20 protein-coding genes and 2 tRNA genes are annotated in these 22,335 nt (G+C 65.2%); 3 read left to right on the top strand and 19 right to left on the bottom strand.

What is annotated here, in order from left to right:
- Positions 1-35 precede the first annotated feature (35 nt).
- On the bottom strand, positions 36-473 hold the full coding sequence (locus tag IEX43_RS06375) for a MaoC family dehydratase (protein ID WP_188809578.1): 438 nt from the start codon (positions 471-473) through the stop codon (positions 36-38).
- 2 nt (positions 474-475) lie between these two features.
- Positions 476-937 carry an FAS1-like dehydratase domain-containing protein gene (locus tag IEX43_RS06370; RefSeq protein WP_188809577.1) on the bottom strand — a complete coding sequence of 154 codons (462 nt, stop codon included), beginning with the start codon at positions 935-937 and terminating at the stop codon, positions 476-478.
- Positions 938-1,075: 138 nt separating this feature from the next.
- Between IEX43_RS06370 and IEX43_RS06365 the strand changes: the two genes are divergently transcribed.
- Together IEX43_RS06365 and IEX43_RS06360 are read left to right on the top strand one after the other, a co-directional pair.
- A complete protein-coding gene (locus IEX43_RS06365; protein ID WP_104184371.1) occupies positions 1,076-1,456 on the top strand; it encodes an ArsR/SmtB family transcription factor in 381 nt (126 codons plus the stop codon).
- The gene (locus IEX43_RS06360) at positions 1,453-3,117 is read left to right on the top strand and encodes a SulP family inorganic anion transporter (protein ID WP_188809576.1); all 1,665 of its coding nucleotides are present in this window, start codon (positions 1,453-1,455) and stop codon (positions 3,115-3,117) included. Before IEX43_RS06365 ends, IEX43_RS06360 begins: the two co-directional genes overlap by 4 nt.
- Here IEX43_RS06360 and IEX43_RS06355 read toward each other — a convergent pair.
- The 9 genes from IEX43_RS06355 to IEX43_RS06315 all read right to left on the bottom strand — a co-directional run bounded on the left by IEX43_RS06355 (position 3,114) and on the right by IEX43_RS06315 (position 13,037).
- A complete protein-coding gene (locus tag IEX43_RS06355; protein ID WP_174176805.1) occupies positions 3,114-3,338 on the bottom strand; it encodes a DUF3188 domain-containing protein in 225 nt (74 codons plus the stop codon). The genes IEX43_RS06360 and IEX43_RS06355 overlap by 4 nt on opposite strands.
- Before the next feature lie 58 nt (positions 3,339-3,396).
- Complete coding sequence (locus IEX43_RS06350; RefSeq protein WP_188809575.1) at positions 3,397-4,341, bottom strand: DUF2797 domain-containing protein; 945 nt, start codon at positions 4,339-4,341, stop codon at positions 3,397-3,399.
- Between the two features lie 27 nt (positions 4,342-4,368).
- Positions 4,369-5,232, bottom strand: a complete 864-nt coding sequence (locus IEX43_RS06345; RefSeq protein WP_188809574.1) for an HpcH/HpaI aldolase/citrate lyase family protein — start codon at positions 5,230-5,232, stop codon at positions 4,369-4,371.
- Between the two features lie 167 nt (positions 5,233-5,399).
- The gene (locus tag IEX43_RS06340; protein WP_188809573.1) at positions 5,400-6,341 is read right to left on the bottom strand and encodes an aldo/keto reductase; all 942 of its coding nucleotides are present in this window, start codon (positions 6,339-6,341) and stop codon (positions 5,400-5,402) included.
- Positions 6,342-6,375: 34 nt separating this feature from the next.
- Positions 6,376-8,088 (bottom strand): glycoside hydrolase family 13 protein, encoded by a 1,713-nt coding sequence (locus IEX43_RS06335; protein ID WP_188809572.1) that lies wholly within the window; start codon positions 8,086-8,088, stop codon positions 6,376-6,378.
- A gap of 101 nt (positions 8,089-8,189) precedes the next feature.
- Positions 8,190-9,869, bottom strand: coding sequence for a glycoside hydrolase family 13 protein (locus tag IEX43_RS06330; protein ID WP_188809571.1), 1,680 nt, complete (start codon positions 9,867-9,869; stop codon positions 8,190-8,192).
- 50 nt (positions 9,870-9,919) lie between these two features.
- Entirely contained in the window at positions 9,920-10,831 is a 912-nt protein-coding gene (locus IEX43_RS06325) for a carbohydrate ABC transporter permease (RefSeq protein WP_188809570.1), read from the bottom strand.
- Positions 10,831-11,742 carry a carbohydrate ABC transporter permease gene (locus IEX43_RS06320; RefSeq protein WP_174176814.1) on the bottom strand — a complete coding sequence of 304 codons (912 nt, stop codon included), beginning with the start codon at positions 11,740-11,742 and terminating at the stop codon, positions 10,831-10,833. Before IEX43_RS06320 ends, IEX43_RS06325 begins: the two co-directional genes overlap by 1 nt.
- Positions 11,743-11,765: 23 nt before the next feature.
- Positions 11,766-13,037: an ABC transporter substrate-binding protein gene (locus IEX43_RS06315; RefSeq protein WP_188809569.1), complete on the bottom strand. Its 1,272-nt coding sequence runs from the start codon at positions 13,035-13,037 to the stop codon at positions 11,766-11,768.
- A gap of 220 nt (positions 13,038-13,257) precedes the next feature.
- Here IEX43_RS06315 and IEX43_RS06310 point away from each other — a divergent pair, with 220 nt between their 5' ends.
- A complete protein-coding gene (locus IEX43_RS06310; RefSeq protein WP_188809568.1) occupies positions 13,258-14,484 on the top strand; it encodes an ROK family protein in 1,227 nt (408 codons plus the stop codon).
- A gap of 12 nt (positions 14,485-14,496) precedes the next feature.
- Here the strand turns inward: IEX43_RS06310 and IEX43_RS06305 are convergent, their stop codons facing one another.
- The 8 genes from IEX43_RS06305 to IEX43_RS06270 all read right to left on the bottom strand — a co-directional run bounded on the left by IEX43_RS06305 (position 14,497) and on the right by IEX43_RS06270 (position 22,166).
- Positions 14,497-15,153, bottom strand: coding sequence for an SDR family oxidoreductase (locus tag IEX43_RS06305; protein ID WP_188809567.1), 657 nt, complete (start codon positions 15,151-15,153; stop codon positions 14,497-14,499).
- A gap of 63 nt (positions 15,154-15,216) precedes the next feature.
- On the bottom strand, positions 15,217-15,774 hold the full coding sequence (locus tag IEX43_RS06300; RefSeq protein WP_188809566.1) for a dihydrofolate reductase family protein: 558 nt from the start codon (positions 15,772-15,774) through the stop codon (positions 15,217-15,219).
- A gap of 62 nt (positions 15,775-15,836) precedes the next feature.
- A complete protein-coding gene (gene yidC / locus IEX43_RS06295) occupies positions 15,837-16,643 on the bottom strand; it encodes a membrane protein insertase YidC (protein ID WP_188809565.1) in 807 nt (268 codons plus the stop codon).
- A 128-nt stretch (positions 16,644-16,771) separates the two neighbouring features.
- The gene (locus IEX43_RS06290; RefSeq protein WP_377102817.1) at positions 16,772-18,094 is read right to left on the bottom strand and encodes a YjiH family protein; all 1,323 of its coding nucleotides are present in this window, start codon (positions 18,092-18,094) and stop codon (positions 16,772-16,774) included.
- A 194-nt stretch (positions 18,095-18,288) separates the two neighbouring features.
- Positions 18,289-18,362 (bottom strand) — tRNA-Met (locus tag IEX43_RS06285).
- Positions 18,363-18,423: 61 nt separating this feature from the next.
- Positions 18,424-18,495, bottom strand: a tRNA-Thr gene (locus tag IEX43_RS06280).
- A gap of 429 nt (positions 18,496-18,924) precedes the next feature.
- A complete protein-coding gene (locus IEX43_RS06275) occupies positions 18,925-21,105 on the bottom strand; it encodes a DEAD/DEAH box helicase (protein ID WP_188809564.1) in 2,181 nt (726 codons plus the stop codon).
- A gap of 404 nt (positions 21,106-21,509) precedes the next feature.
- Positions 21,510-22,166 (bottom strand): MOSC domain-containing protein, encoded by a 657-nt coding sequence (locus IEX43_RS06270; RefSeq protein ID WP_188809563.1) that lies wholly within the window; start codon positions 22,164-22,166, stop codon positions 21,510-21,512.
- Positions 22,167-22,335 lie beyond the last annotated feature (169 nt).

Here is a 22,335-nt window from a genome sequence, read left to right as displayed (position 1 = left end):
CCACCCTATCGGGAAAGTGTTCCCGGCTCCCCGGGCTATGCCAGTTTGACGACCGCCTGGGCCTTCATCAGGACCTTCTGGCCGGCGGCCGTGACGGTGAGGTCCACCCGAGCGGTGTTCGCCTCGGCGTCGAGCTTTCCAATGATGCCGCTGACCTCGATGGTGGCGCCGGCGGCGGACGTGCCCGTGGTGTCGGTGACCAGGACGGGCTTGGTGAACCTGGTCTGGAAGTCGACGACGGCGGCCGGGTCGCCTGCCCAGTCGGTCACCAGCTGGACGGAGGAGCCCATGGTGAACATGCCGTGGGCGATGACGCCCGGCAGTTCCACACTTGTGGCAAAGGCCTCGTTCCAGTGGATGGGGTTGAAGTCGCCGGAGGCGCCGGCGTACTTGACCAGGTCGGTGCGCGTGACCTCGATGGTGCGGCTGCCGATCTCCTGGCCGGCGCTGAGTTCGTGGATGCTGAGGCTCATGGTTACTGTCCCTCTCCGCGGACCAGGATGGACGACGACGTGGTGGTGACGGGTTCGCGGGAGTCATCCGCGCCGAGGGCGAAGATTTCCGACCGGGTGGTGATCATCGCACCACCGCCCATGGCCCGGACGCCGTCCACGTGGAGCTCCGCGACGAGGCGGTCTCCGGCGAAAATCGGCCGGTGGTGGATGAAGCGCTGGTCTGCGTGGACCACGCGGGAGAAGTCGATGCCGGCTTCCGGATCCTCGATGAGCTGGGCGTCGGCACGCTGGGCAATGATGATGGCGAAGGTGGGCGGAGCCACCAGGTCGCCGTGGCCCAGGGCCTTGGCGGCGTCGACGTCGAAGTGTGCGGGGTGGGTGGCTTTCACGGCGCGGGCGAACTCGCGGATCTTCTCACGGCCAACGTCGTACACCTCTGCGGCAGGGTAGCTTCGGCCCTGCAGGTCCGGATAGATAGTCATGGCCTCAAGCCTATCGTTGCGCACCCGGCAGGGGGCTTGCTTAGCACTGATATGATGAATTTATCAATCCATCAATTCACAGTGCTTTGATTCACCCTGACTAAGTCCACACGTCACTGTCACGTTGAGGAGCTTCCCATGCTGCCTTCCGCCCAGGCTCCGCTGTACGAGATCAAGGCCAACCTCTTCAAGGGGCTGGCGCATCCTGCAAGGATCCGCATCCTTGAGCTGCTGGCGGCGGCGCCACAGGAAACCGCAGCAGTGAGCTACCTCCTGGCGGAGACCGGGCTTGAAGCCTCGCACCTCTCCCAGCACCTGGCCACGTTGCGCAAGCACAAGGTGGTGACCTCTGTGCGTACCGCCAATGCCGTGACCTACCGGCTGGCGCACCCCGGGATTTCCCAGCTGCTTGCCATCGCGCGGACGTTCCTCCTGGACACCCTTGCCGATTCAAACGAACAGCTCCGGCTGGCGCAGCAGCTGCCTGCAGAACACCTGGCCGGCGGGGCCGCCTCGTGAACCCGGGCGTCAGCACCGCCAGGCGGCGCCCCAACCGATTCCTGCCCTCGAAACTGGATTACGCGGGACTTGGAACATCGTGGCGGACCGACCTGCTGGCCGGCATCACGGTGGGCATTGTGGCCCTGCCGCTGGCCCTCGCGTTCGGCGTCAGCTCGGGAGTGGGTGCGGAGGCCGGGCTCATCACTGCGATCGTCGCCGGTCTGGTGGCAGCCGTGATGGGCGGATCACCCGTCCAGGTCTCCGGCCCCACCGGTGCCATGGTTGTGGTGCTGGCGCCCGTGGTGGCAGTCCACGGCGCCGGCAGCGTGGCCCCGTTGTCACTGATGGCGGGGCTGCTGGTCTGTGTCCTGGGATTCAGCGGCCTGGGCCGGGCGGTCGCCTTCATCCCATGGCCCGTGGTGGAAGGCTTCACCCTGGGGATCGCCGCCATTATCTTCCTGCAACAGGTTCCGCTCGCCACCGGAACGTCCGGCGTCCCGGGACACAACACCCTTGTCGCCGCCGTTGAAGCGGCGTCCGCCGCAACTCTTCCGACAGCCCTGCTGACACTCGCGGTCGTGGCGGGAGTCGCCGTCGTAATGGTCCTGGTGCAAAAGCTGCTCAGGGCACTGCCGGCCAGCCTGATCGCGGTGCTCCTCGCCACGGCGGCCGCCGAGCTGTTCCGGCTGGACATCCCCAGGATCGGCCCCCTGCCGCATTCCCTGCCCGCTCCGGCGGTTCCCGCCTTTGACCTGGATCTGCTGGGCAGCCTGGCCATGCCCGCGGTGGCGATCGCCTGCCTTGCGTCCATCGAGTCGTTGCTGTCTGCCCGGGTTGCGGCAGGAATGACCGGGCCGGACGGCAGACCGAGTGGACCGTACAGCCCGGACCGGGAGCTGACAGGCCAGGGCCTGGCGTCAATCGCTGCGGGCCTCTTCGGCGGCATGCCTGCCACCGGGGCCATCGCACGGACAGCCGTGAACGTCAGGTCCGGTGCAAAAACCCGCCTGGCTGCCGCTGTCCACGCCGTGGTGCTGCTGGCGATTGTCTACCTCGCCTCAGGCATGGTCAGCCGGATTCCGCTGGCAGCCCTCGGCGGGGTCCTGATGGTCACTGCGGTGCGGATGGTGTCCCGGCGGACCGTCGCGGCGATCCTCCGCTCCACCAGGTCCGACGCCGCCGTCTTCATCCTGACGGCGATCATCACGGTGGCGTTCGACCTGATCATTGCCATCCAGATAGGGCTCGCGGCGGCGGCCCTCTTTGCCCTGCGCACGTTCGCCTCGCTGAGCAGCGTGCAGCGGGAGCAGATCCCCGGACCGCCTTCCGAGGGTGACGAGCACATAGCCGTCCTCCGGCTGGACGGGGCCATGTTCTTCGGCGCCGCCGAACGGATCCTGCAGGAGATCAGCCAGGTTAAGGACGTCCAGGTGGCCATCATCAGGCTTTCCCAGCTGCGGATGCTCGACGCCACGGGCGCGCATGCACTGGTGGAGGTGGTCTCCGCGCTTGAGCTCCGGGGCATCACCGTATTACTCAAGGGTGTCCGGCCGGACCACCTGCAGCTGGTGACGAACGTGGGAGTGATCCGGTCCCTGCGGCACCACAAGCACCTCTTCGAGCACCTCGGGGACGCGGTGGAACACGCCCGCAGCCACGTCCGCCGTAACGCCGCCTAGCGCTTGTAGCCTTTCCTGATCGCCTGGCCGCGGACCACAATCCCGGCGATGTGCAGGACCAGGCCCAGGCCGATTACCGGAAGGGACGCAGTGGCGAGTCCTGAGTTGCCGCTGGTGTTGCCTACCAGGTTGAGGATAATTCCGACGGCGATCAGGCCCATCGCACTGAAAACCAGGACTTTGTAGCGGGTTGGCGCGGTGGCCCAGAATTCGTTCAGCACCCTGCCAGTCTACCGGGGGCCGCACGGGCAGCTGCAGGCTGGTCGCCGGGACGCAGGCTCAGAACAGCGCCTCCTGGACGGCAGGCACCTCGGAAGTGAACTGGCCCAGTTCGATGCTCCGGCCCTTGAGCTGGCCGAGATCCACCACGAACTCCAGCCCGGTGCCATCGATGGTCGCCAGGGCGAAGCTGCCGCACAGTGAAGTTATGGTGAAGCCGTGGGAGCCGGCCGCGAGGGCGTGCGGATACAAGTGCCGGCGGCTCGCGGAGCACAGCAGGCCGGCCAGGTCCGGCCTGCTCCAGGCCTCCTCCACCACTTGGAATCCTTCAGCGCCGGACCGCGAGACTACTCCGCGGGCGGAAGCGGCGAGGGCCGCGTTATGGCCTCTGAGCCAGCCTGCCGGGGCCGGGGAAGCCAGCGCCGCAGCCTTGGCTGCGGACCGGACCTGCTGCGGAAGCCCCGCCTCGCGCGTGACCAGGTCCTCGAGGATCCGCACCACGCGGCCGTCTGCGGCGTGGGCAACATAGCCCGCCGCCACGGCTCCCTGCTCCGCGAGGCGTTGCCATTTGCGGAGTTCCGCGGCCGTGCCCACCTTGCTGGCACCGTTGGCGAAGGTGGCGACGTAGAGCCAGTGGGGCTGCATCAGGTAGCTGCGCAGCCCGGGCGGGACCCGGCCGCCCCGGTGGAAGTCGTGGATGAGCCGGGAGTCGTCCACCACGAAGCACCGCTCGCACTGGTGTCCGCGGACTGCGGAGGCCCGCCTGGCGCAGAGGACGTGGTCCCGGTGGGCGGGGCCGTGCACCACATGGTGGCCGAGGCAGTGCTTCCCCTCGCCGGCGAGCCGGAAGCCCAGGCGCGTCCCGGCGTCGAGCGTTACCTCGCGGAAGGTGCCGTCCGGCGCCTGGAGGCGGAGGTACGGGCTCGGGCCGGCACTTCCGCCCGCTGCCGCCTCCGGAGGCGCAGGCCAAAAGACCCCGTGGACCAGATAACGGGTATCGGTCACGGGGTCTCCTGAAGTGAAAGCGGTGGACTACAGCGCCGGCTGCACCCCAAAGGCTACCGCGAGCTTCATGATCTTTTCGGCGCGGCCCAGGCGGGGCAGGTCGGAGCCGTCACGGATAACGCGGCCGTTGGCCTCGAAGTCCGCCATGAAGTCCGTGGCCCAGGCGACGTCCGAGGGCGTGGGGCTGATGACCTCGTTGATCACAGGGGTCTGGTCGATGGCCAGGCAGAGCTTGCCGGTCATGCCCATCATCACGGTGATGCCCGTCTGCTCTCGCAGGATGGGGTGGTTGGTGCCCACAGTGGGCCCGTCGATGGGGCCGGGAAGGTTGCCCACGCGGCTGGCGACGACGAGCTTGGCGCGGGGGTAGGCCATGGCCTCGGGCGTGGCTGCCATGCCCGTGTCGCGGCGGAAGTCGCCGGAACCGAACGCCAGGCGGAAGGCGCCCTGTGCCTTGGCGATGTTGTTTGCTTCCTCGATGCCCAGCGCGGACTCCACCAGCGGGATGACCGGCGTCTTGCCGTCCATCCGGTGGAAGCTCTCCGTCACCTGGTCGGCGGACTCGGTCTTGGCCAGCATGACACCCAGGAGCCCCGGCATGCCGCGGAGGCCTGCCAGGTCATCAGCCCAGAAACGGCTGGTGGCATCGTTAATGCGGACCCACGCCTTGCCGCCGGCGGTCAGCCAGTCAACCACGTTGTTCCGTGCGTGGTCCTTCTGCGACGGGTCCACGGCATCTTCAATATCCAGGATGATCGAGTCAGCACGCGACACCGCGGACTGATCGAACAGCTCTGTCTTCATGGCATTGACCAGAAGCCAGGAACGGGCGATTTCTGCTGGGATATTGCGTTCCGGCCTTACGGTCTCGGTGGCGATGGTAGACGTCATGTATCTACCGTATCCGCCCCGCAACCCCGACGCCGAAGAAAATGGCCTGCTTGTGGGGATCAATACGAACTAAACCCCATATGACCGGACCTTGCCGGAAAGTAGGTAGCAGCAGGTGTCGTTTTGAGCGCTCAAAACGACACCTGCTGCGACTTAGTTGGGATGGGTCAGGGGATGTTGCTGCCCCGCGCCGTCACCCAGAGCCGGTACCAGTCAGCCCGGGTCATCTCCCGGGCCACGCGGGCAGCGTCGGCACACGCACGGATCCGTTCCGGATTGACGGTCCCGATCACCGGCGCGATGCCCGCCGGATGCTTCATCAGCCATCCCAGCAGGACAGCTTCGCCGGTGCTGCCGTACTCCCCAGCCAGTTGGGCCACGAGCTCGGCGGTGGCGGCATCTGCTGATGCGGGACTTTCCGGTTCCGCCCCCGTGTAGAGGCCGCGCGCCAGCGAACCGTAGGCCTGCAGCGTGATGGAGTTGCGCACGCAGTACTCAAGGGTGCCGTGCGGGAAGCTGTAGTCCAGGTGCTCGGCGTGGTTGACCAGCACCTGGCTTTCCAGCCAGGCACGCTTGAGCAGGCTCATCTCCAGCTGGTTCGCCACCACCGGGGTTTCCAGCCGGTCCTGCAGCGCCTCGATCTGCGACCCGGACATGTTGGACACGCCCAGTTGCCGGACCTTGCCCTCCGCCATCAGCTGCTTGACGGCGGCGGCCACCTCCGCCGGGTCCGTCAACGGGTCCGGCCGGTGGAGCAGGAGGATGTCCACATAGTCGGTCCGCAGCCGATGCAGGCTTCCGTTGACCCGCTCCAGGATGGCATCCCGGCTGAGGTCATAATGCGTCTGCAGCCCGCGCTCGTTCAGCCGGATGCCGCATTTGGTCTGCAGCCTGATGCGGCCGCGCAGCCCCGGCTCAGCGGCCAGGACCTCGCCAAACACGGCCTCCGACTTGCCGCTGCGGTAGATGTCCGCATGGTCGAACAAGGTGATCCCGGCATCAAGCGCGGCCCCGACGGCGGCCGCAGCCTGGTCCACATGTTCAGTGCCATGCGGCTCGTCGGACCAGCTGCCGCCCAGGCCCATGCAGCCATAAATGAGTTCCTGCATCAGGCAGGCCGTCCTTCCGGGACGGGTACAGGCATCAGCGCAGCCATGCGGTGGTGTTGCCGGGCAGCCTGCCGTCTTCCAGCGGTGCGCTGCTGACAAGCACGGTCCCTTCGGGAAGGTCGACGGCGGTGTCCCCGAAGTTGGTCACGGACTGCCAGCCCCCCGGGCGGCGGAAGTGCAGGACCTCAGGGTTGGCGTTCTCCACCCATTCCAGGTCCTCATCCGCCTGGAGCTCGTGGCGCAGCCTCAGGGCGGTGCGGTACAGCTCCAACGTGGAGCCTTCGGTGCCGTCCTGCGCCTCCACGGCGTACTTGCTGAACCAGTCCGGCTGCGGCAGGTGCGCGCCGCCGTCGCCAAAACCGAAGGAGGTGCCTTCCACCTTCCAGGGCAGGGGCACGCGGCAGCCGTCCCGGCCAATCTCCACTCCCCTGTTCCGGAAGAAGGAGGGGTCCTGGCGTTCGGATTCGGGGATCTCCGCCACTTCCTGCAGGCCCAGTTCCTCACCCTGATACAGGTAGGCGGAGCCCGGAACCGCCAGCATCAGGAGAGTTGCGGCGCGCGCCCGGCGTTCACCGAGCTCCACGTCCAGCTGTTCCTTGGGGCCGCCGGCAAGCAGCCACTCCTTGCCGTCCTGGCCCTTGGCGCCCGCCTTGCTCCTGGAAACCTGCGGCAGGCCGTAGCGGGTGGCGTGCCGGACAACGTCGTGGTTGGAGAACACCCAGGTGGAGGAGGCGCCGGTGGCGGCGGCCTCGGCCAGGTTGCGGGTGATGATCTCGCGGAACTCGTCGGCGTCGAAATCGGCCTGCAGGAGGTCGAAATTGAAGGCCTGGCCGAGCCCCTCCGGGCTGGCGTAGCGGGCGCGGCGGGTGGCGTGCACCCAGGCTTCGGCCACGGCGGTGCGCGGCGGGTTGTACTCGTTGAAGACCTCACGCCACTCGGCGTACACCTCGTGGACCTCGTCGCGGTCCCAGAACGGGTGCGTCCCGTCGTGGAAACCGTCCACACCGGTGTTGGCGGCGCTCAGTTCCAGCTTGGACAGCAGCGGCTCGGTGAGGTCCTTGGTGAGGGCGTGCGCCACGTCCACCCGGAAGCCGTCCACGCCGCGGTCGGACCAGAAGCGCAGGGTCTTGAGGAAGTCGTCGCGGACCTCGCGGTTGGACCAGTTCAGGTCCGGCTGCTCCTTGGCGAAGATGTGCATGTACCACTGGCCCGGAGTGCCGTCGGGTTCGGTGATGCGCTCCCAGGCGGGGCCGCCGAACACGGAGTCCCAGTCCGACGGCGGGAACTCGCCGTCCGGGCCCTTGCCGTCACGGAAGATGTATCGGTCCCGGGCGGGCGAGCCCTTGGGCGAGGCCAGCGCTTCCTTGAACCACTCGTGGCGGTTTGAGGAGTGGTTTGGGACGATGTCCGCGATGAGCTTGATGCCGGCCCCGTGCAGCGCTTTGGCCATCTCGTCGAAGTCATCCAGGGTGCCCAGCTTGGGATCGACGTCGCGGTAGTCATCCACGTCGTAGCCGCCGTCTGCGAGCGCCGAGGGGTAGAACGGGCTCAGCCACACGGCGTCGATACCCAGGGACTTCAGGTACGGCACCTTTGACGTAATGCCCTTGAGGTCGCCGATGCCGTCTCCGTTGGAATCGGCAAAACTGCGCGGGTAGATCTGGTAGACAGCTGCCTGCCGCCACCAGTTCGGATCGGACAGGTGGCCGGAATCGGACAGGGTTGCCAGGGTGGCGGTGGTGCTCACAACACTCCTTTTATTTAGTATCTAAATTTTCTAGTGACCAGTATGTTCCGGCCGGGCGGGGAAGGTCAACAGTCCGCTAGCTGCCCCAACCGGACGCCGCATCAGGCCCTGAGCCAGGCTGTTGATTCTCCCGGGAGCTTGCCGCCTTGGAAGCCTCCGCTGGAGATCAGGACCTTGCCGTCAGGAAGTTCGACGGCGGCCGTACCGAAGTTCGCCACGACGTGCCAGCCGCCCGGGCGAACGAAGTGCAGCACCTGTTCATCTCCGCTGCCGCTCCATTCCAGGGTCTCGGCACCCTGGAGTTCGTGGCGCAGGGCCAAGGCCTGGCGGTAGAAGTTCAGGGTTGAGGTGTCGCTGGCTTCCTGGCTGCTGGCTGCATATTCGGCGAACCAGTCCGGCTGGGGCAGGTGGGCACCGTTTGTGCCGAAGCCGAAGGATGGACCCGAGGGTTCCCAGGGCAAAGGCACTCGGCAGCCGTCCCGGCCCAGGCCGTCGTACTCCGCGCCGCGGAAGAATGACGGGTCCTGGCGCCGGCCAGCGGGAATGTCAGCCACCTCGTGCATGCCCAGTTCCTCCCCCTGGTAGAGGTACGCGGAGCCGGGAAGGGCGAGCATCAGCAACGTGGCGGCCTTGGCGCGGCGGAGGCCCCCTTCCACGTCCAGTGCTTCGCGGGGACCACCCGCTTTGACCCAGTCCACCCCCGGCTTCCCCGGCCGCCCGTTGAGCGGTTCCAGACCGTAACGGGTGGCGTGGCGGGTGACGTCGTGGTTCGAAAAGACCCAGGTGGTGGTGGACCCGGTGAGACGTGCCTGGTCGAGGTTGTCCGTGATGATGGTGCGGAACTGGGCAGCGTTGAAGTCAGCCAGGAGCAGATCGAAGCTGAAAGCCTGGCCCAGTCCTTCAGGGGAGGCGTACTTGGCGCGCCGCTCGGCGGTTTCCACCCACGCCTCCGCCACGGCAAACCGCGGCGGGTCATACTCGTTGAATACCTTGCGCCATTCTGCGTAGATCTCATGGACTTCATCGCGGTCCATGAGCGGGTGCGTCCCGGAGGCGCGGTCCATCGCGTCCAGTTCCTGCTTGCTGGGAAGCTCGGCGGGCAGGTCCTTGACCAGAAGGTTGGCCACGTCCACGCGGAAGCCGTCAACGCCGCGGTCAGCCCAGAAACGCAACGTCGTGAGGAAGTCCGCACGGACCTCGGGGTTGTCCCAGTTCCAGTCCGGCTGCTCGGGAGTGAAGGTGTGCAGGTACCACTGGCCGTCATCCACCCGGGACCAGGCCGGGCCGCCGAAAGCGGCTGTCCAGTCCGACGGCGGCAGTTCGCCGTGCTCGCCCCTCCCGTCCCTGAAGTGGTACCGCTGCCGGGCCGGTGACCCCTTGGGCGCGGCCAGGGCTTCCAGGAACCAGGCGTGCCGGTTGGAGGAGTGGTTCGGAACAATGTCCACGATCACTTTGATACCGGCGGCCTGCAGGGCCGCGGCCATTGCATCGAAATCTGCCAGGCTGCCGATCTTGGGATCGACGTCGCGGTAGTCATCAACGTCGTAGCCGCCGTCAGCCAGGGCCGAGGGATAAAACGGGCTCAGCCAGACGGCGTCGATCCCCAGGTCCTTCAAGTACGGCACCTTCGCAGTGATGCCCTTGAGGTCCCCAATCCCGTCTCCGTTCGAGTCGGCGAAGCTGCGTGGATAGATCTGGTAAACCGCGGCCTGGCGCCACCAGTTGGTGGCGTCCGCGGGTCCGTTGTCGGCATGGTGCGTCTGGCTGGCGAGGATGGACAAGCGGTTTCCCCTTTCCGGGGGTTTAGTGATGGCTTACAGTCTGGCTGCGATTAGCCCTTGACGGCACCCTGTGTGACGCCGGCCATGACCCACCGCTGGGTAAAGAGGTAAGCCACGATGGCCGGTGCCATGGCCATCAGATAGGACGCAAAGGACACGTGGTAGTTGTTGCTGAACTGGGTCTGGAACAGGTTCTGCCGGACCGGAAGGGTTTGCAGTGCCGGGTCGGAGATGATCAGGGAAGGCATCATGAAGTCATTCCAGGCGTAAAGGAAGGCAAAAATTCCGACCGTGGCGCTCATCGGCGCCAGCAGGGGGAAGATCAGTTGCCAGAAGGTCTGCCAGGTGGTGGCGCCGTCAATGCGGGCGCTCTCTTCCAGTTCCATGGGGATGGACCGCAGGAACGCCGTGAACAGCAACACGCTGAAGCTCAACTGGAACATAGTGGCGAGCAGGATAACGCCCAGCGGGTTGTCCAGGCCCAGGCGGCCGGTCATCTGGATTTGCGGCAGGGCTACGACCGGAAACGGGATGAACATCGCTGCGAGCAGGTAGTAGAAGGAGTACCGGAAGAGCCTGCGTTCCCAGTTGCGCACAATCGCATACGAGGCGAATGCGGCCAGCACGATCGTCGCTACGACGGTCCCGGCCGTGACCAGCAGCGACATTGCGGCGCCGACGGGGAAGTTCGTCAAAGTCCACGCCTGGACAAAGCCGTCGATGCTGAACGGTGCAGGGAATGAGAAGGCGTTGCCGTCCACAGCCTGCCCCTGGGTTTTCAAAGCCATGGACACGGTCACGTAGAGCGGGAGCAGAACCGTGACGGCACAAAGGACCAGGATGATGGTCCCCGGCCAGTTCACCCGCTCGACCTTTATACCTGGGCGTCGTCGTCCGCTCCCGGCGGGGACTGGTTCGGTGCGGTGGAGTTCCTCGGCGGTGAGGGTGGATGGTGTGGTCATTAGAGTGTGTTCCGTCCGCGAGTCAGCGAAAGCTGCAGGAGAGAGATGAGGACAGCGACGACGAAGAAGATCGTGGCGTTGGCCATCTGGTAGGCGTAGTCGCCGCCGTTGAAGCCGGCGATGACGGTCATCGCGATGCTTCTTGTTGAGGTTCCCGGGCCGCCGTTCGTGAGTCCGACGATGATGTCGTACGCGTTGAGGAAGCCCTTGAAGCCGAGGATGATGTTGATGACCACATAGCCGGCCACGAGCGGAGCGGTGATCTTCAGGAGCTGCTGGAACTTGCTGGCGCCGTCGATCTCCGCAGCCTCATACACGTCCCCCGGGATTGAGACGAGGCCGGCGATATAGATCAGCAGCGCCCCGGGCACGGCCTGCCAGGCGGTGACCACAACAATGGCGATCCATGCAAGGTCGGGGTTTGCCAGGAGGCTCGTCTCCAGCCAGGAGATTCCTGCCGCCGCACCTGCAGAGGGCAGCGAATTTGAGAACAGGAAATTGAAAACGTAGGCGATGATGATGCCGGAGACCACCATGGGGATAACAAAGATGGTTCGCAGGGCTGTCTTCATGCGGATCTGCGAAGTGAGCCCCACGGCGAGGAGGAAGGCGATGACGTTCACCACAAGCACGGTGACGATCGAGAAGCCGAAGGTGAACAGATAGCTCTGCAGAATGGCTGGATCGCTGAAAATTGCAATGTAGTTGGTCAGGCCTGCGAACTCCCAGTCGCCGATTCCGATGGAATCCGTGAAGCTGAAGAAGATGCCAACGAGGCCTGGAACCGTGATCGCCAGCGTAAAGAGAACGAGGCTTGGCAGGAGGAAAAAGTAGAAGATCGGTTCGACCCTCCGCCTGCTGCGGCTTTCGGGGCGTCCCTGCCCGCGTCTGGTTGCTGTGGTGGTGGACATGTGTCTGGCTCCCTTGTTCTGGGCTACTGGCGAAACGCCAGGCGCGCCCAGTCTGCGTCGAGTGTTCGGAAGGTGGCTGCAGGATCTGCGCCCAACACGAGCGCCTGGGTGTAGTTCATGATGGGGATGGTGCGCGGTACCAGCACCGACGGTCCCTGATAGACGGAGCCCTTGTCGTAGTACTCCACCATCCCCTCGATACGCGGGTCCGGGGCTGCGTCCGCATCGGTGGTGGGCGTGAAGCCCAGCTGCGACTTGTTGTACGCCTCGATGATTTCCGGCTGGTAGAGATACTCCAGGAAGGCGCGCGCAGCCTCCTTGTGCTTGGATTCCTCCGGAATCCAAGCCGCGAGATCGACGTTGACCCGCACGCGCAGGTCCTCGGGGTTCTCCGTCATCGGCAGTGGAAAGGTTCCGAGCTGGAGATCGGGCGCAGTCTTCGCGATCTCGCTGAACGCCCACGGGCCCTGCAGGTACATGGCTGCTTTGCCCTGGGAAAACGCGAGGTTCCCGTCGCCGTAGCCGCGGCTCGCGGCGTCCTTATTGACGTAGGTGCCCGCCAGTTTCAGCATCTTCTCGACAGGCTGTTCAAAGTCTTTTTGAAATGACGCCGGCGAGTCGGGTCCGACGTCCGTGCCGGCTTCGGCAAGCTTGTCAAAGAAGTCGAGGGTGTCCAGCTGGCCGCCCACAGAGTAGTCAAACCATCCCTGGGCCACCGTCCAGTCGTCCTTCCACGTGGCGTAGAACGGCGTCACACCCGCGGCTTTCAGCGCGTCACACGCTGCGAGCAGCTCACTCCAGGTCTCTGGCACCTCAATTCCGTGGGCGGCGAAGATCTCCTTGTTGTAAATCACGGAGGACGCCATGACCGAGTACGGCAGGGCGCTGGTCCGGTCAGGGTACGAACCGTACTGGTCCATCAGTGGCTGCAGGTCCTTCCGGACCCGGGTGGCAGCCTGGGTTCCGGACAGGTCACTCAGCGCACCGCGCTGCACGAACCTGGCCGTTTCCATGTTGTAGTTCGCCAGCGCGATGTCCGGCGGGTTGCCCCGGACGAAGCTCGCTGAAACGACGTCGACCCCGGAAGTGTCCAGGATGACCTCCGTGCTGTCCTGCGAGGCGTTGTAGTCGGCCACCAGCTTGGTCATGAAGCCTATTGCTTCCCGCTTGCTGAACGTGAACCGGATGGTCTCCTTGCCGGAGTCTCCCGTGCAGCCTGAGAGGAGGCCGGCGAGCAGTGCCAGGCATAGGCCCAGCACTGCGGTACGTGGTGTGCGCGTCAATTTCAAAGACACCCTCGTCCTTTCGTGGTGCGGCAGAACGCCGCATGGCGGCGGGGACGGCTGATACTTCGCCGCAGAGTTTATATAGGGCGTAAATTTAGCTCCTATCGTTAGTATGCGCGGTGTCGGCCACACCGTCAAGCACTGGGGCGATTGTTTCCTCGGCTATATTTATGACCTAAATTTAGAATCGCCTTCACGTCCTGTGAGCAGGCCAGAATGGGAGCGCCCAATGAGGACTGAGACTGCACCGTCTACGCAGTTGGTGCGGAGGGTCAACGCCAGTGCGATGCTCAAGGCAATGCGCGGGGCCGGCATCATGACAGGCACGGACCTCATGGCTGCCACCGGGCTTTCCCGGGCCACGGTGATCTCGATTTGTGATGAGCTGGTCCGGCTCGGTTGGCTCCGGGAAATGGAAACCCAACGGGGCGCGGAGGGATATATCAAAGGCAGGCCGGCGCGCAGGTTCGTTTTCGACGACCGCGCGGCCAGCGTCCTGGGCATCGATATTGGGGCCAACAAGATCACCACCATCGTCGCCGACATGGGGGGAAACGCCCTCGCCAGGGTAACCACGCCCTTCCGGGCCTTCAACGTAAGCGCTGACGAGCGCGCCGATGTCCTGGACCGGATTGCCGCGGAGGCCCTGGAGAAGGCGGCAGTGTCCGCGGACTCTGTCCTGGCTGTAACGGTTGGAGTCGCCGCCCCGGTGAGTCGCGACGGCGAAGTCCTCACGGTCCAGGAATTCTGGAAGTCGTTCGATGTCCGCCGGCTTGTCTCCGAGAGGCACGGCTGGCACGTGCTCCTGGAGAACGATGCCAATCTGGCGGCACTGGCTGAACGCTGGCGGGGCACGGCCCAGGGCGTCGACAACCTCGTCGTTATGCTCACCGGGGGCCGTCTAGGCGCCGGCGTCCTGGAATCGGGGCGTCTGCTGCACGGGCAGCTTGGCGGCTTTGGCGAGCTGGGATACCTGGACAATGTCGAAGGTGTCGGTGACACCCTCGGCATTGCGCACTATGTGGCGCTTTGGGGCCAGGAAGCGCTCGCCTCAGGCGCCGACACGCAGCTGCGTGAGCTGTGCGGCAACGCCCCGGACCGCCTCACGGCCGGGATGGTCTTTGCCGCAGCCAAGAACGGCGACCACGTCGCACAGGACGTCCTCAACCGGATGGCACAGCGCATGGCCCGTGTCATCGGTTCCGTGAGCACCCTGGCAAACCCGGAGCTCGTCGTCCTCGCAGGAGGCGTCGCAGCCTCTGCGCGCGCGCTCATTCCCGTCATCGAGGAGCAGCTGCCGAAGTTTACCTTCACTCCGCCCCGGGTGGAGGCCTCCTCCCTTGGAGACGGCATCGTTTCAATCGGAGCTATCCGCCTAGCCCTGGACTACGTCGAAGAGCACGCACTGGACCTGTATCCCGCTTCGTTCCCGAAGCCTGCCCAACCCGTTTCCTAACAGCGGTTCAGGTTACGCCTGCGGCTGCAGTGCGGCGGCGATAGGCAGGCTGCCGTCACAGAACTCGATGGTCCTGCCCGCGGTCTCCGACATTTCCAGGACTGCCGCGGCGACGCTTGCGGTGTTGCTGCGGGAGGTTTCGCGGCTGCCCTCCGGTGACGGGTCGACGTCGATCAGGCCGCTCCCCGGCCTGTCTGTCAAGGCTCCGGGGCCCAGGATGGTCCACGCCAGGCCCGTGCTGCGCAGGTAATCGTCGGCAGCGGCCTTGGCCTCGGCGTAGGCATAGAAGCTGTTGCTTTCCGGCACGCCATGGTTCCTGCCGGCTCCGAGGTAGGAAACCATCACGTAGCGCCCCACCCCGGCCTCCGCTGCGGCATCCATCGACCTGATGGCAGCATCGCGGTCCACCGCGTACGTCCGCGCCGGGTCCCCGCCACCCGCGCCTGCGGACCAGACCACGGCGTCGTGGCCTTTCAGCGCAACGGCTATCTCCGCCGTCGTCGCATTTTCCACGTCAAGGACCGACGGCGTTGCGCCGGTTTGCGCAACGTCGCCGGCATGGTCCGGGTTGCGGATGAACGAGGTGACACTGTGCCCCTCGTCCGTGAGGAGGCTGGACAGGTGCAGAGCCACTTTGCCATGGCCGCCGATGATTGCGATTCGGGTCATGGCCCTATTCTGCTCCCCCGGCCCGCCGATGCCACGCCACCGGCGCGTCGGCGGCTGCCGGCGTCAGCCCGCGATGCGGTAGCGCAGGTACATGACGCCGTTCCCGAACCGCCGCTCGTCCAGGAGTTCGAGCCGGAGGTTAAGGCCGTCCGGAAGGAAACGCAGGCCGCCACCCACGGCCACCGGGTTGAGGAAGATCCGGCATTCGTCCACCAGCCCGGCCCGGAGCGCAGCGGCGGCAAGGGTCGCGCCACCCACGCCGATACTGCCGCTGGCATCCGCTTTCAAATCCCTGACCATGGCGGGATCGAAGGAGCGCCGGACTGTCGTCCGCGGAGCGGGTGGTTCCTCCAGGGTTTCCGAGAAGACAATCTTGTCCGCCGCCCGCCAGATCCGTCCGTAGTCCTGGATCACAGGCGGGTCGTCCGGCCCTCCCAGCGTTTCCCACACGGACATGACGCCGTACATGCGCCGCCCCAGAAGGTAGGTCCCGGCGTCGCGCTCCAGATCGTTGACAAAGGCGTGGACTTCCTCATCGGGCGCGCTCCAGTCGAAGTTGCCGTCGCTGTCCGCCAGGTAGCCGTCCAGGGATGCGATTCCGGTGTAAATCAGGTCAGCCATTGGCCCATTCTGCCTGCGCCTGCGGCATTGCGTAAGAGCTGCCACGCTGGTTCCGGGCGGGGCTAGGCAGTGCCGGATGTCCGCCGGTCACGGACGAGGAGCTGCTGGGCCATTGTCCAGAGGTTGGTGACCATCCAATAGACGAGCACCCCGATTGGAAAAAGGATGCCGCCCACGCCAAACACAAGCGGCAGGATGTACAGGATCAGCTTTTGCTGCCTCATATACGGGCTTTCCGGGGCGCCGGCGGCGTCGCTTCTCGCCATGGTCCGCTTTTGCGCGATGAACTGGGCCGCGATCATCACCAGGATCATCAGGAGGGTCAGGACAGCCACGGCAGTCTGGTTGCCATCGCCTCCGTGCAGCACCGACGCGGACAGCGGTGCGTCGAAGATCCTGGACTGATCGAACTGCAGCACCTGGGCATGGGACATCGCGCCGATCCCCTGCTCCTGCCGGGCGCTCGTGCTGATACCGGAGAGGACCAGGAACAGGGCCAGGAAGAACGGCACCTGGATCAGCACTGGAAGGCAGGCCGAGAACGGGTTGGTGCCGTGCTTCCCGTACAACGCCATCTGCTCCTCGGCCATGGCCTGGCGGGATAACGCGTCGGTTTTACCCCTGTACTTTTCCTGAAGCTCCTTCAGGTCCGGCTGCAGTAGCCGCATCCGGCGCTGGGCATCGAGCTGTTTCAGGAACACCGGGATCAGTGCCGCCCGGATCACCAGCACCAGCCCAATAATGGACAACGTCCAGGTCCAGCCGTCCGCTGGCGGCATGCCGATGGCACCCAGGGCATCGTGGAAGCCAACCATAACCACGGACACGAGCCATCTGAACGGAACCATGATTTCGTCAAGAATGTCCACGCACTTTCCCCCAACCTCAGTTGCCGCAAAGCTACGGCGAAACGGGGAAGTTGTCACGCACGTGAGGGCGGGGCCGGCCAAGGCCGCCGGCCCCGCCCAGGACCTTCAGCTGAATCCAGCCCCGAGCTCTAGGACGGAAACAACAGGAACGCTATGGGGGTCACAAGGATCAGCGTCAAGACAACCCGCTGGAACCAGATGACCACCAGCTTCCAGACCGGAATCGGGATGTCCGTGGCCATGATGCACGGGACCAGCGCGGAGAAGAAGATGATCCCTGATACGGAAACAACACCCACAACAAACTTGACCACCGGGACCGCTTCGGCGGCGAGGAGCGCGGGAAGGAACATCTCTGCAACACCCACGGCGCTGGCTTTGGCCACCAGCATGGGTTCCGGCAGCTGCAGCGCCCAGGTGAAGGGATAGAAGAGGAAGCCCAGCCAGTCGAACACGGGAGTGTAGGTGGCAAGGACCAGTCCCAGCAGGCCGATGGAAAGGATTGAGGGGAGAATGGCCATGGCCATCACCACGCCGTCCCGGACGTTGGTCCACACGTTCACTGCGAGCGAGGGCGCTGCTTCCACTGTCTGCCGGGCCTCACGCCAGGCGACCGACAGCCGGCGCCCGGTAACGTCCTCCTCCGGCTGCGGCACGGCCTCCGGGTGATACTCGTCGGGGATGCTGTTCAACGGCCAGATCCTGACGGTGATGGCGGTGACAACGAACGTGACCAGGAACGTGACCCAGAAGTAGGCGGCCCACTGGCCCATCAGGTCAAGCGTCTTGGCCACTATCACCATGAACGTGGCGGACACGGTCGAGAACCCTGTGGCAATGATGGCAGACTCGCGGGCGGTGTATTTGCCTTCCTTGTAGACCCGGTTGGTGATGAGCAGGCCCAGGGAGTAGCTGCCCACAAAGGAGGCGACGGCGTCGATGGCGGACCGACCAGGGGTTCGCCAGATGGGGCGCATCACGCGCTGGACCATGACACCGATGAATTCCAGCAGGCCATAGCTGACCAGGAGCGCCAGGAACACCGCGCCGATGGGGACAAGCAGCCCCACGGGAATGACGAGCTTTTCAAACAGGAACGGCCCCATGCCCGGTTCAAACAGCCACGCCGGCCCTACCTTGAAGACCATCATGAAGCCCACCACCATCCCCACCACTTTCAGCAGGGAGAAGACCACCTCAACCGCGGACCTTTTCCAGGTTCCGGCGATGAAGGGGTATGCGGCGCCGGCGATAATCACGGCCAGCGCATAGAACGGCAGGACCGGGGCGATGCCCGCTTGGAGGACCGAGACGATGTGGTCCAGCATGATGGTGTTCTTGCCCGCTATCGTCACCGGCACGAAAAACATGAATGCGCCGATGCCGCTGTAAACAAACAACTTCCACATGTGCCGCGACGCTGTGCGCGGGGCTTCCGAGATGATGGCCAACGGTGTATCTCCTGACTACGTGGCGGCCCCCCGAGCCGGCATTCTTGTGTATAGAACCATGGCACCGTAGATCCCGGGCAGGAACAATGGAATGCACGGCATAGCAGTCTTGGATAGGAGACACGGCTCAAGGAGGCCTTGGTTAAACCAAAAAGGCCCCCTGGATTCCCAACGAATCCGGGGGGCCTAGCCTGTAGCGGTGGGGAGGCTCGATCTCCCGACCTCACGATTATGAGTCGTGCGCTCTAACCAACTGAGCTACACCGCCACGAATGAGAAAAACCTGCGCCAAGCCGGTCAAAACCGCCTTGACACAGGCCCTCATCCAGAGCCCCCCACCGGAATCGATCCGGTGACCTCGTTCTTACCAAGAACGCGCTCTACCACTGAGCTAGGGGGGCAACGAGTAAATACTCTACCGGAAGATTTACCCACCAACAAATCGGCGTCCGGGCAGGCGGAAAGGGGCTGGAACAGGTGTCTGACGAGCGCCCTATCAGCCGAAAAATGCCGGAAAATCAGGGGAACGGGAACCCTGCAACCAGCGCGGGCTGCCCGGGCCGGAGCCTTTTCCTGGGGGCCCGCAACAAGAATGTGTCGATCCCCACACTCCCCCTCGAGTTTTTGTCCAGATATGCAGACTTTGGCGCACTCGGAGTCTGCATATCTGGACAAAAACTCACGGGAGGGGGCAGGTGAAGAAGGGGCGGCCGGAGGTTCACACTCCCCCGCCACTGTCCGCCGTCGGACATTCACTACTGCACGCCTTAAACGCCTGTGGGCCGGCTCGAAAGCCGGCCCACAGGCGCCTTGTCAGCAAGCTGACGGATTTACCACTTGCCCTTGCGGTTGAAGTCGCGCTGGCCGCCCTCGTTGCCGTGGCGCGGCTTGCGGGAGCCGTCGCCGTGGCCGCCAAAACGGGAGTCGCTGGCCTGGCCGCGGCTGGCGCCGCTGTCAGCACCAAAGGAGGAACGCTCGCCGTAGGAGCGGCCGCCGCGGTCAGCGGAGGAACGCTCGCCGTCGGACTTCCGGAATTCCTTCTTGAACCCGCCGTTGCCCTTGAAGTTGCCTCCACGGTCACCGCCGCGGTTGCCCTGGTAGGAGCCGCGGTCGCCGGAGGGCTTGCGGCCGTTGTCCAGCTCAAGGTGGATCAGCTCGCCGCCGATCCGGGTGCGGGACAGGGCGCGCAGCTGCTCGGGGCTCAGGTCCGCCGGGAGCTCCACGAGGGAGTGGTCCGAGCGGATGTCGATGCCGCCGATCTGGGCCGAGGAGATGCCGCCCTCGTTGGCAATGGCGCCCACGATGGAGCCCGGCATGACGCGCTGGCGGCGTCCCACGGCGATCCGGTAGGTAGCGTTGCCCTCGGTGAGCGTACGGGTCGGTCCACGCGAGCCGAAACCGTCCTTGGAGCGCTCGCGCTTCTGGAACTCGGGAGCTGCGGGCAGTTCCTTCACCAGCAGCGGCTGGCCGCCCTGTGCCATGACGGCAAGGGCTGCAGCGATCTCCGCAGCGGGAACGTTGTGCTCTTCCTCGTAGGAGGCGATCAGGTCGCGGAAAGGAGCAACGTCCTCGGACGCGAGGGTTTCCGTGATGCGCTCGGCGAACTTGCCCAGGCGCAGCGTGTTCACGCTCTCGGCCGTGGGCAGGTGCATCTGCTCCACCGGCTGGCGGGTGGCCTTCTCGATGGAACGCAACAGGTACTTCTCGCGCGGCGTCATGAACAGGATGGCGTCACCCGAACGGCCTGCACGGCCGGTGCGGCCGATGCGGTGCACGTAGGACTCGGTGTCGTGCGGGATGTCGTAGTTGATGACGTGGCTGATGCGCTCCACGTCAAGGCCGCGGGCCGCGACGTCGGTGGCCACGAGGATGTCGATGCGGCCTTCCTTCAGTGCGTCCACAGTGCGCTCGCGCTGCTGCTGCGGGATGTCGCCGTTGATGGCGGCGGCCTGGAAACCGCGGGACTTCAGCTTGTCAGCCAGGTCCTCGGTAGCCATCTTGGTGCGCACGAACGCGATGACGCCGTCGAACTCTTCAACCTCAAGGATGCGGGTCAGGGCATCGAGCTTGTGCGGGCCCATGACCTGCAGGTACCGCTGGCGGGTGTTGGCGCCGGTGGTGGTCTTGGACTTGACGGAGATCTCGGCCGGGTTGTTCAGGTACTGCTTGGACATGCGGCGGATCTGGCTCGGCATGGTGGCCGAGAACAGGGCAACCTGGCGGTCAGACGGAGTCTGCTGGAAGATCTGCTCCACGTCTTCAGCGAAGCCCATGCGCAGCATCTCGTCGGCCTCGTCCAGCACCAGGTACTGGAGTTCGGACAGGTCCAGGGAACCCTTCGAGATGTGGTCGATCACGCGGCCGGGGGTACCGACGACAACCTGGGCACCGCGGCGCAGGCCAGCGAGCTGGGGGCCGTAGGCGGAGCCGCCGTAAACCGGGAGGACCGTGAAGTCGTCAATGTGCTTGGCGTACGAGGTGAATGCCTCGGCAACCTGGAGCGCCAGCTCGCGGGTCGGAGCGAGGACCAGGGCTTGCGTCTTGCGGGACGGGCCGTTGAGGTCGTGGAGCTCGGCCAGGCGGGACAGTGCCGGTACTGCGAATGCTGCAGTCTTACCGGTGCCGGTCTGGGCCAGGCCCACGACGTCGCGGCCTTCAAGCAGCAGCGGAATGGTTGCTGCCTGGATGGGGGACGGCTTCTCGTAGCCGACGTCCTGCAGTGCGGCGAGGACTCGGCCGTCGATGCCGAGGTCGGCGAAACGGATGCCTTCTTCTTCGTCTTCCTCAGCCTTGGCGGCGGGAGCGGCGGGAGCTTCCACAGCGGGAGCGGCCGGGGCGTCGTCAGCCTTGGCGGCGGGAGCGGCCGGGGCTTCGTCAGCCTTGGCGGCGGGAGCTTCTTCGGGGGCTTCGGCGGGTGCCGGTGCGGCCTCGGCTGCGGGGGCAGCGGGCTCAGTGAATTCGATGCTGGCAGTTGCTGCTTCAGCGGTGGCGTCGTTGTGATTTTCGGGCATAGGGAAGTATTCCTCATCCATAGGGGGCCAGGCGGCACTACCCGAGGTGAGCGGAGCCGCAGTACGTGTGCCGTGGATGCCGGGCAAACATTGACCGGCCGGTCACAGAAGTCCGGCGCTTTCGCAATCCCGTGGCAGGACTTCCCGCTGCATCTCTTGGCTGCTATCCCAGCAGTCTGTACAGCGTTTTCTTTAGCCGGCTCTCCCTATGAAAATGCCCGCATCGCTTGTGCGGGCCCCAACACTTGCCAGTCCTGCCTCAAAAATTGGGCAGGAATAAGGGATTTCCGGAGTGGGGGATGTTTCAAGTGTAAGGTACGCACCTGCCGCAGCGGAAATTGAACGTACGACGACGGCGGTGAGCTTGCGCACACCGCTTCCCTTCCAGCCGCTTCAGCCTGTGGCTACCGGCCCAGCTGCCGTTCCAGCGCCTCGAACTTTTGTTTGAACTCGGGCTGCTGCAGGCGGATCTCGCCGTCGGCGTCGGCGTCGCGCAACGCTTCCATCGACTCTCCGTCCGGTTCGCTGAACCACCTGCCCACGGTAACGCCGTGCTTCGGAACATACAGCCGGTGGATATGGTCCCCGGCTTGGATGGTGCCGGTCCTGATAACGCGCAGGTAGGTGCCCACGCGGCCCTCCTCGGTGAACCTCTTGACAAAGTGCGGCTCCCGCATCCGGCGCTGGAAGGTGGCGCAGGGCGTTCGCGGCGAGGTGACTTCGACTTCAAGGCTGAGGCCGATCTTCCACCGTTCGCCAATCACCGCTCCCGTGGCGTCGATGCCCGCCACCCGGAGGTTTTCGCCAAAGATTCCAGGCGGCAGTTCCCGCTGCAGCTCCCCGGCCCAATAGTCCGCGTCCTCTTGCGAATAGGCATACAGGGCCTGGTCCGGACCGCCGTGATGTACCCGGTTCGCCTGGATGTCGCCCTGGAGGCCCAGCCGGTGAACCTTGACCGGCCCCTCGGCCGGACGCTTGTCGATGGCCGTCACGCCCACGTTGGATGTATCCGGCAGGAGCTGGTGGACACGGCAGACGGCAACTACGGAGGCGGTTTCCATGGCACCAGTGTAGGGTCCGCGACCCCCTGCAGGCCGCAGCTGCCGGCATGGGGACTTCTCCCCCATGCGCTATCCGCTGTGCTGCTCGCAGCCGGCACCGGCAGGGACTACGCTGAGTTCAGGATTGCAATTGGGGGTGCAGCGCTGTGCCCAATTCACGTGGACTACT

Source organism: Pseudarthrobacter polychromogenes (assembly GCF_014644495.1).
GTDB lineage: Bacteria > Actinomycetota > Actinomycetes > Actinomycetales > Micrococcaceae > Arthrobacter > Arthrobacter polychromogenes.
The sequence above is the reverse complement of the archived record's forward strand: the minus strand, read 5'-3'. Positions and strand labels throughout refer to the sequence as shown.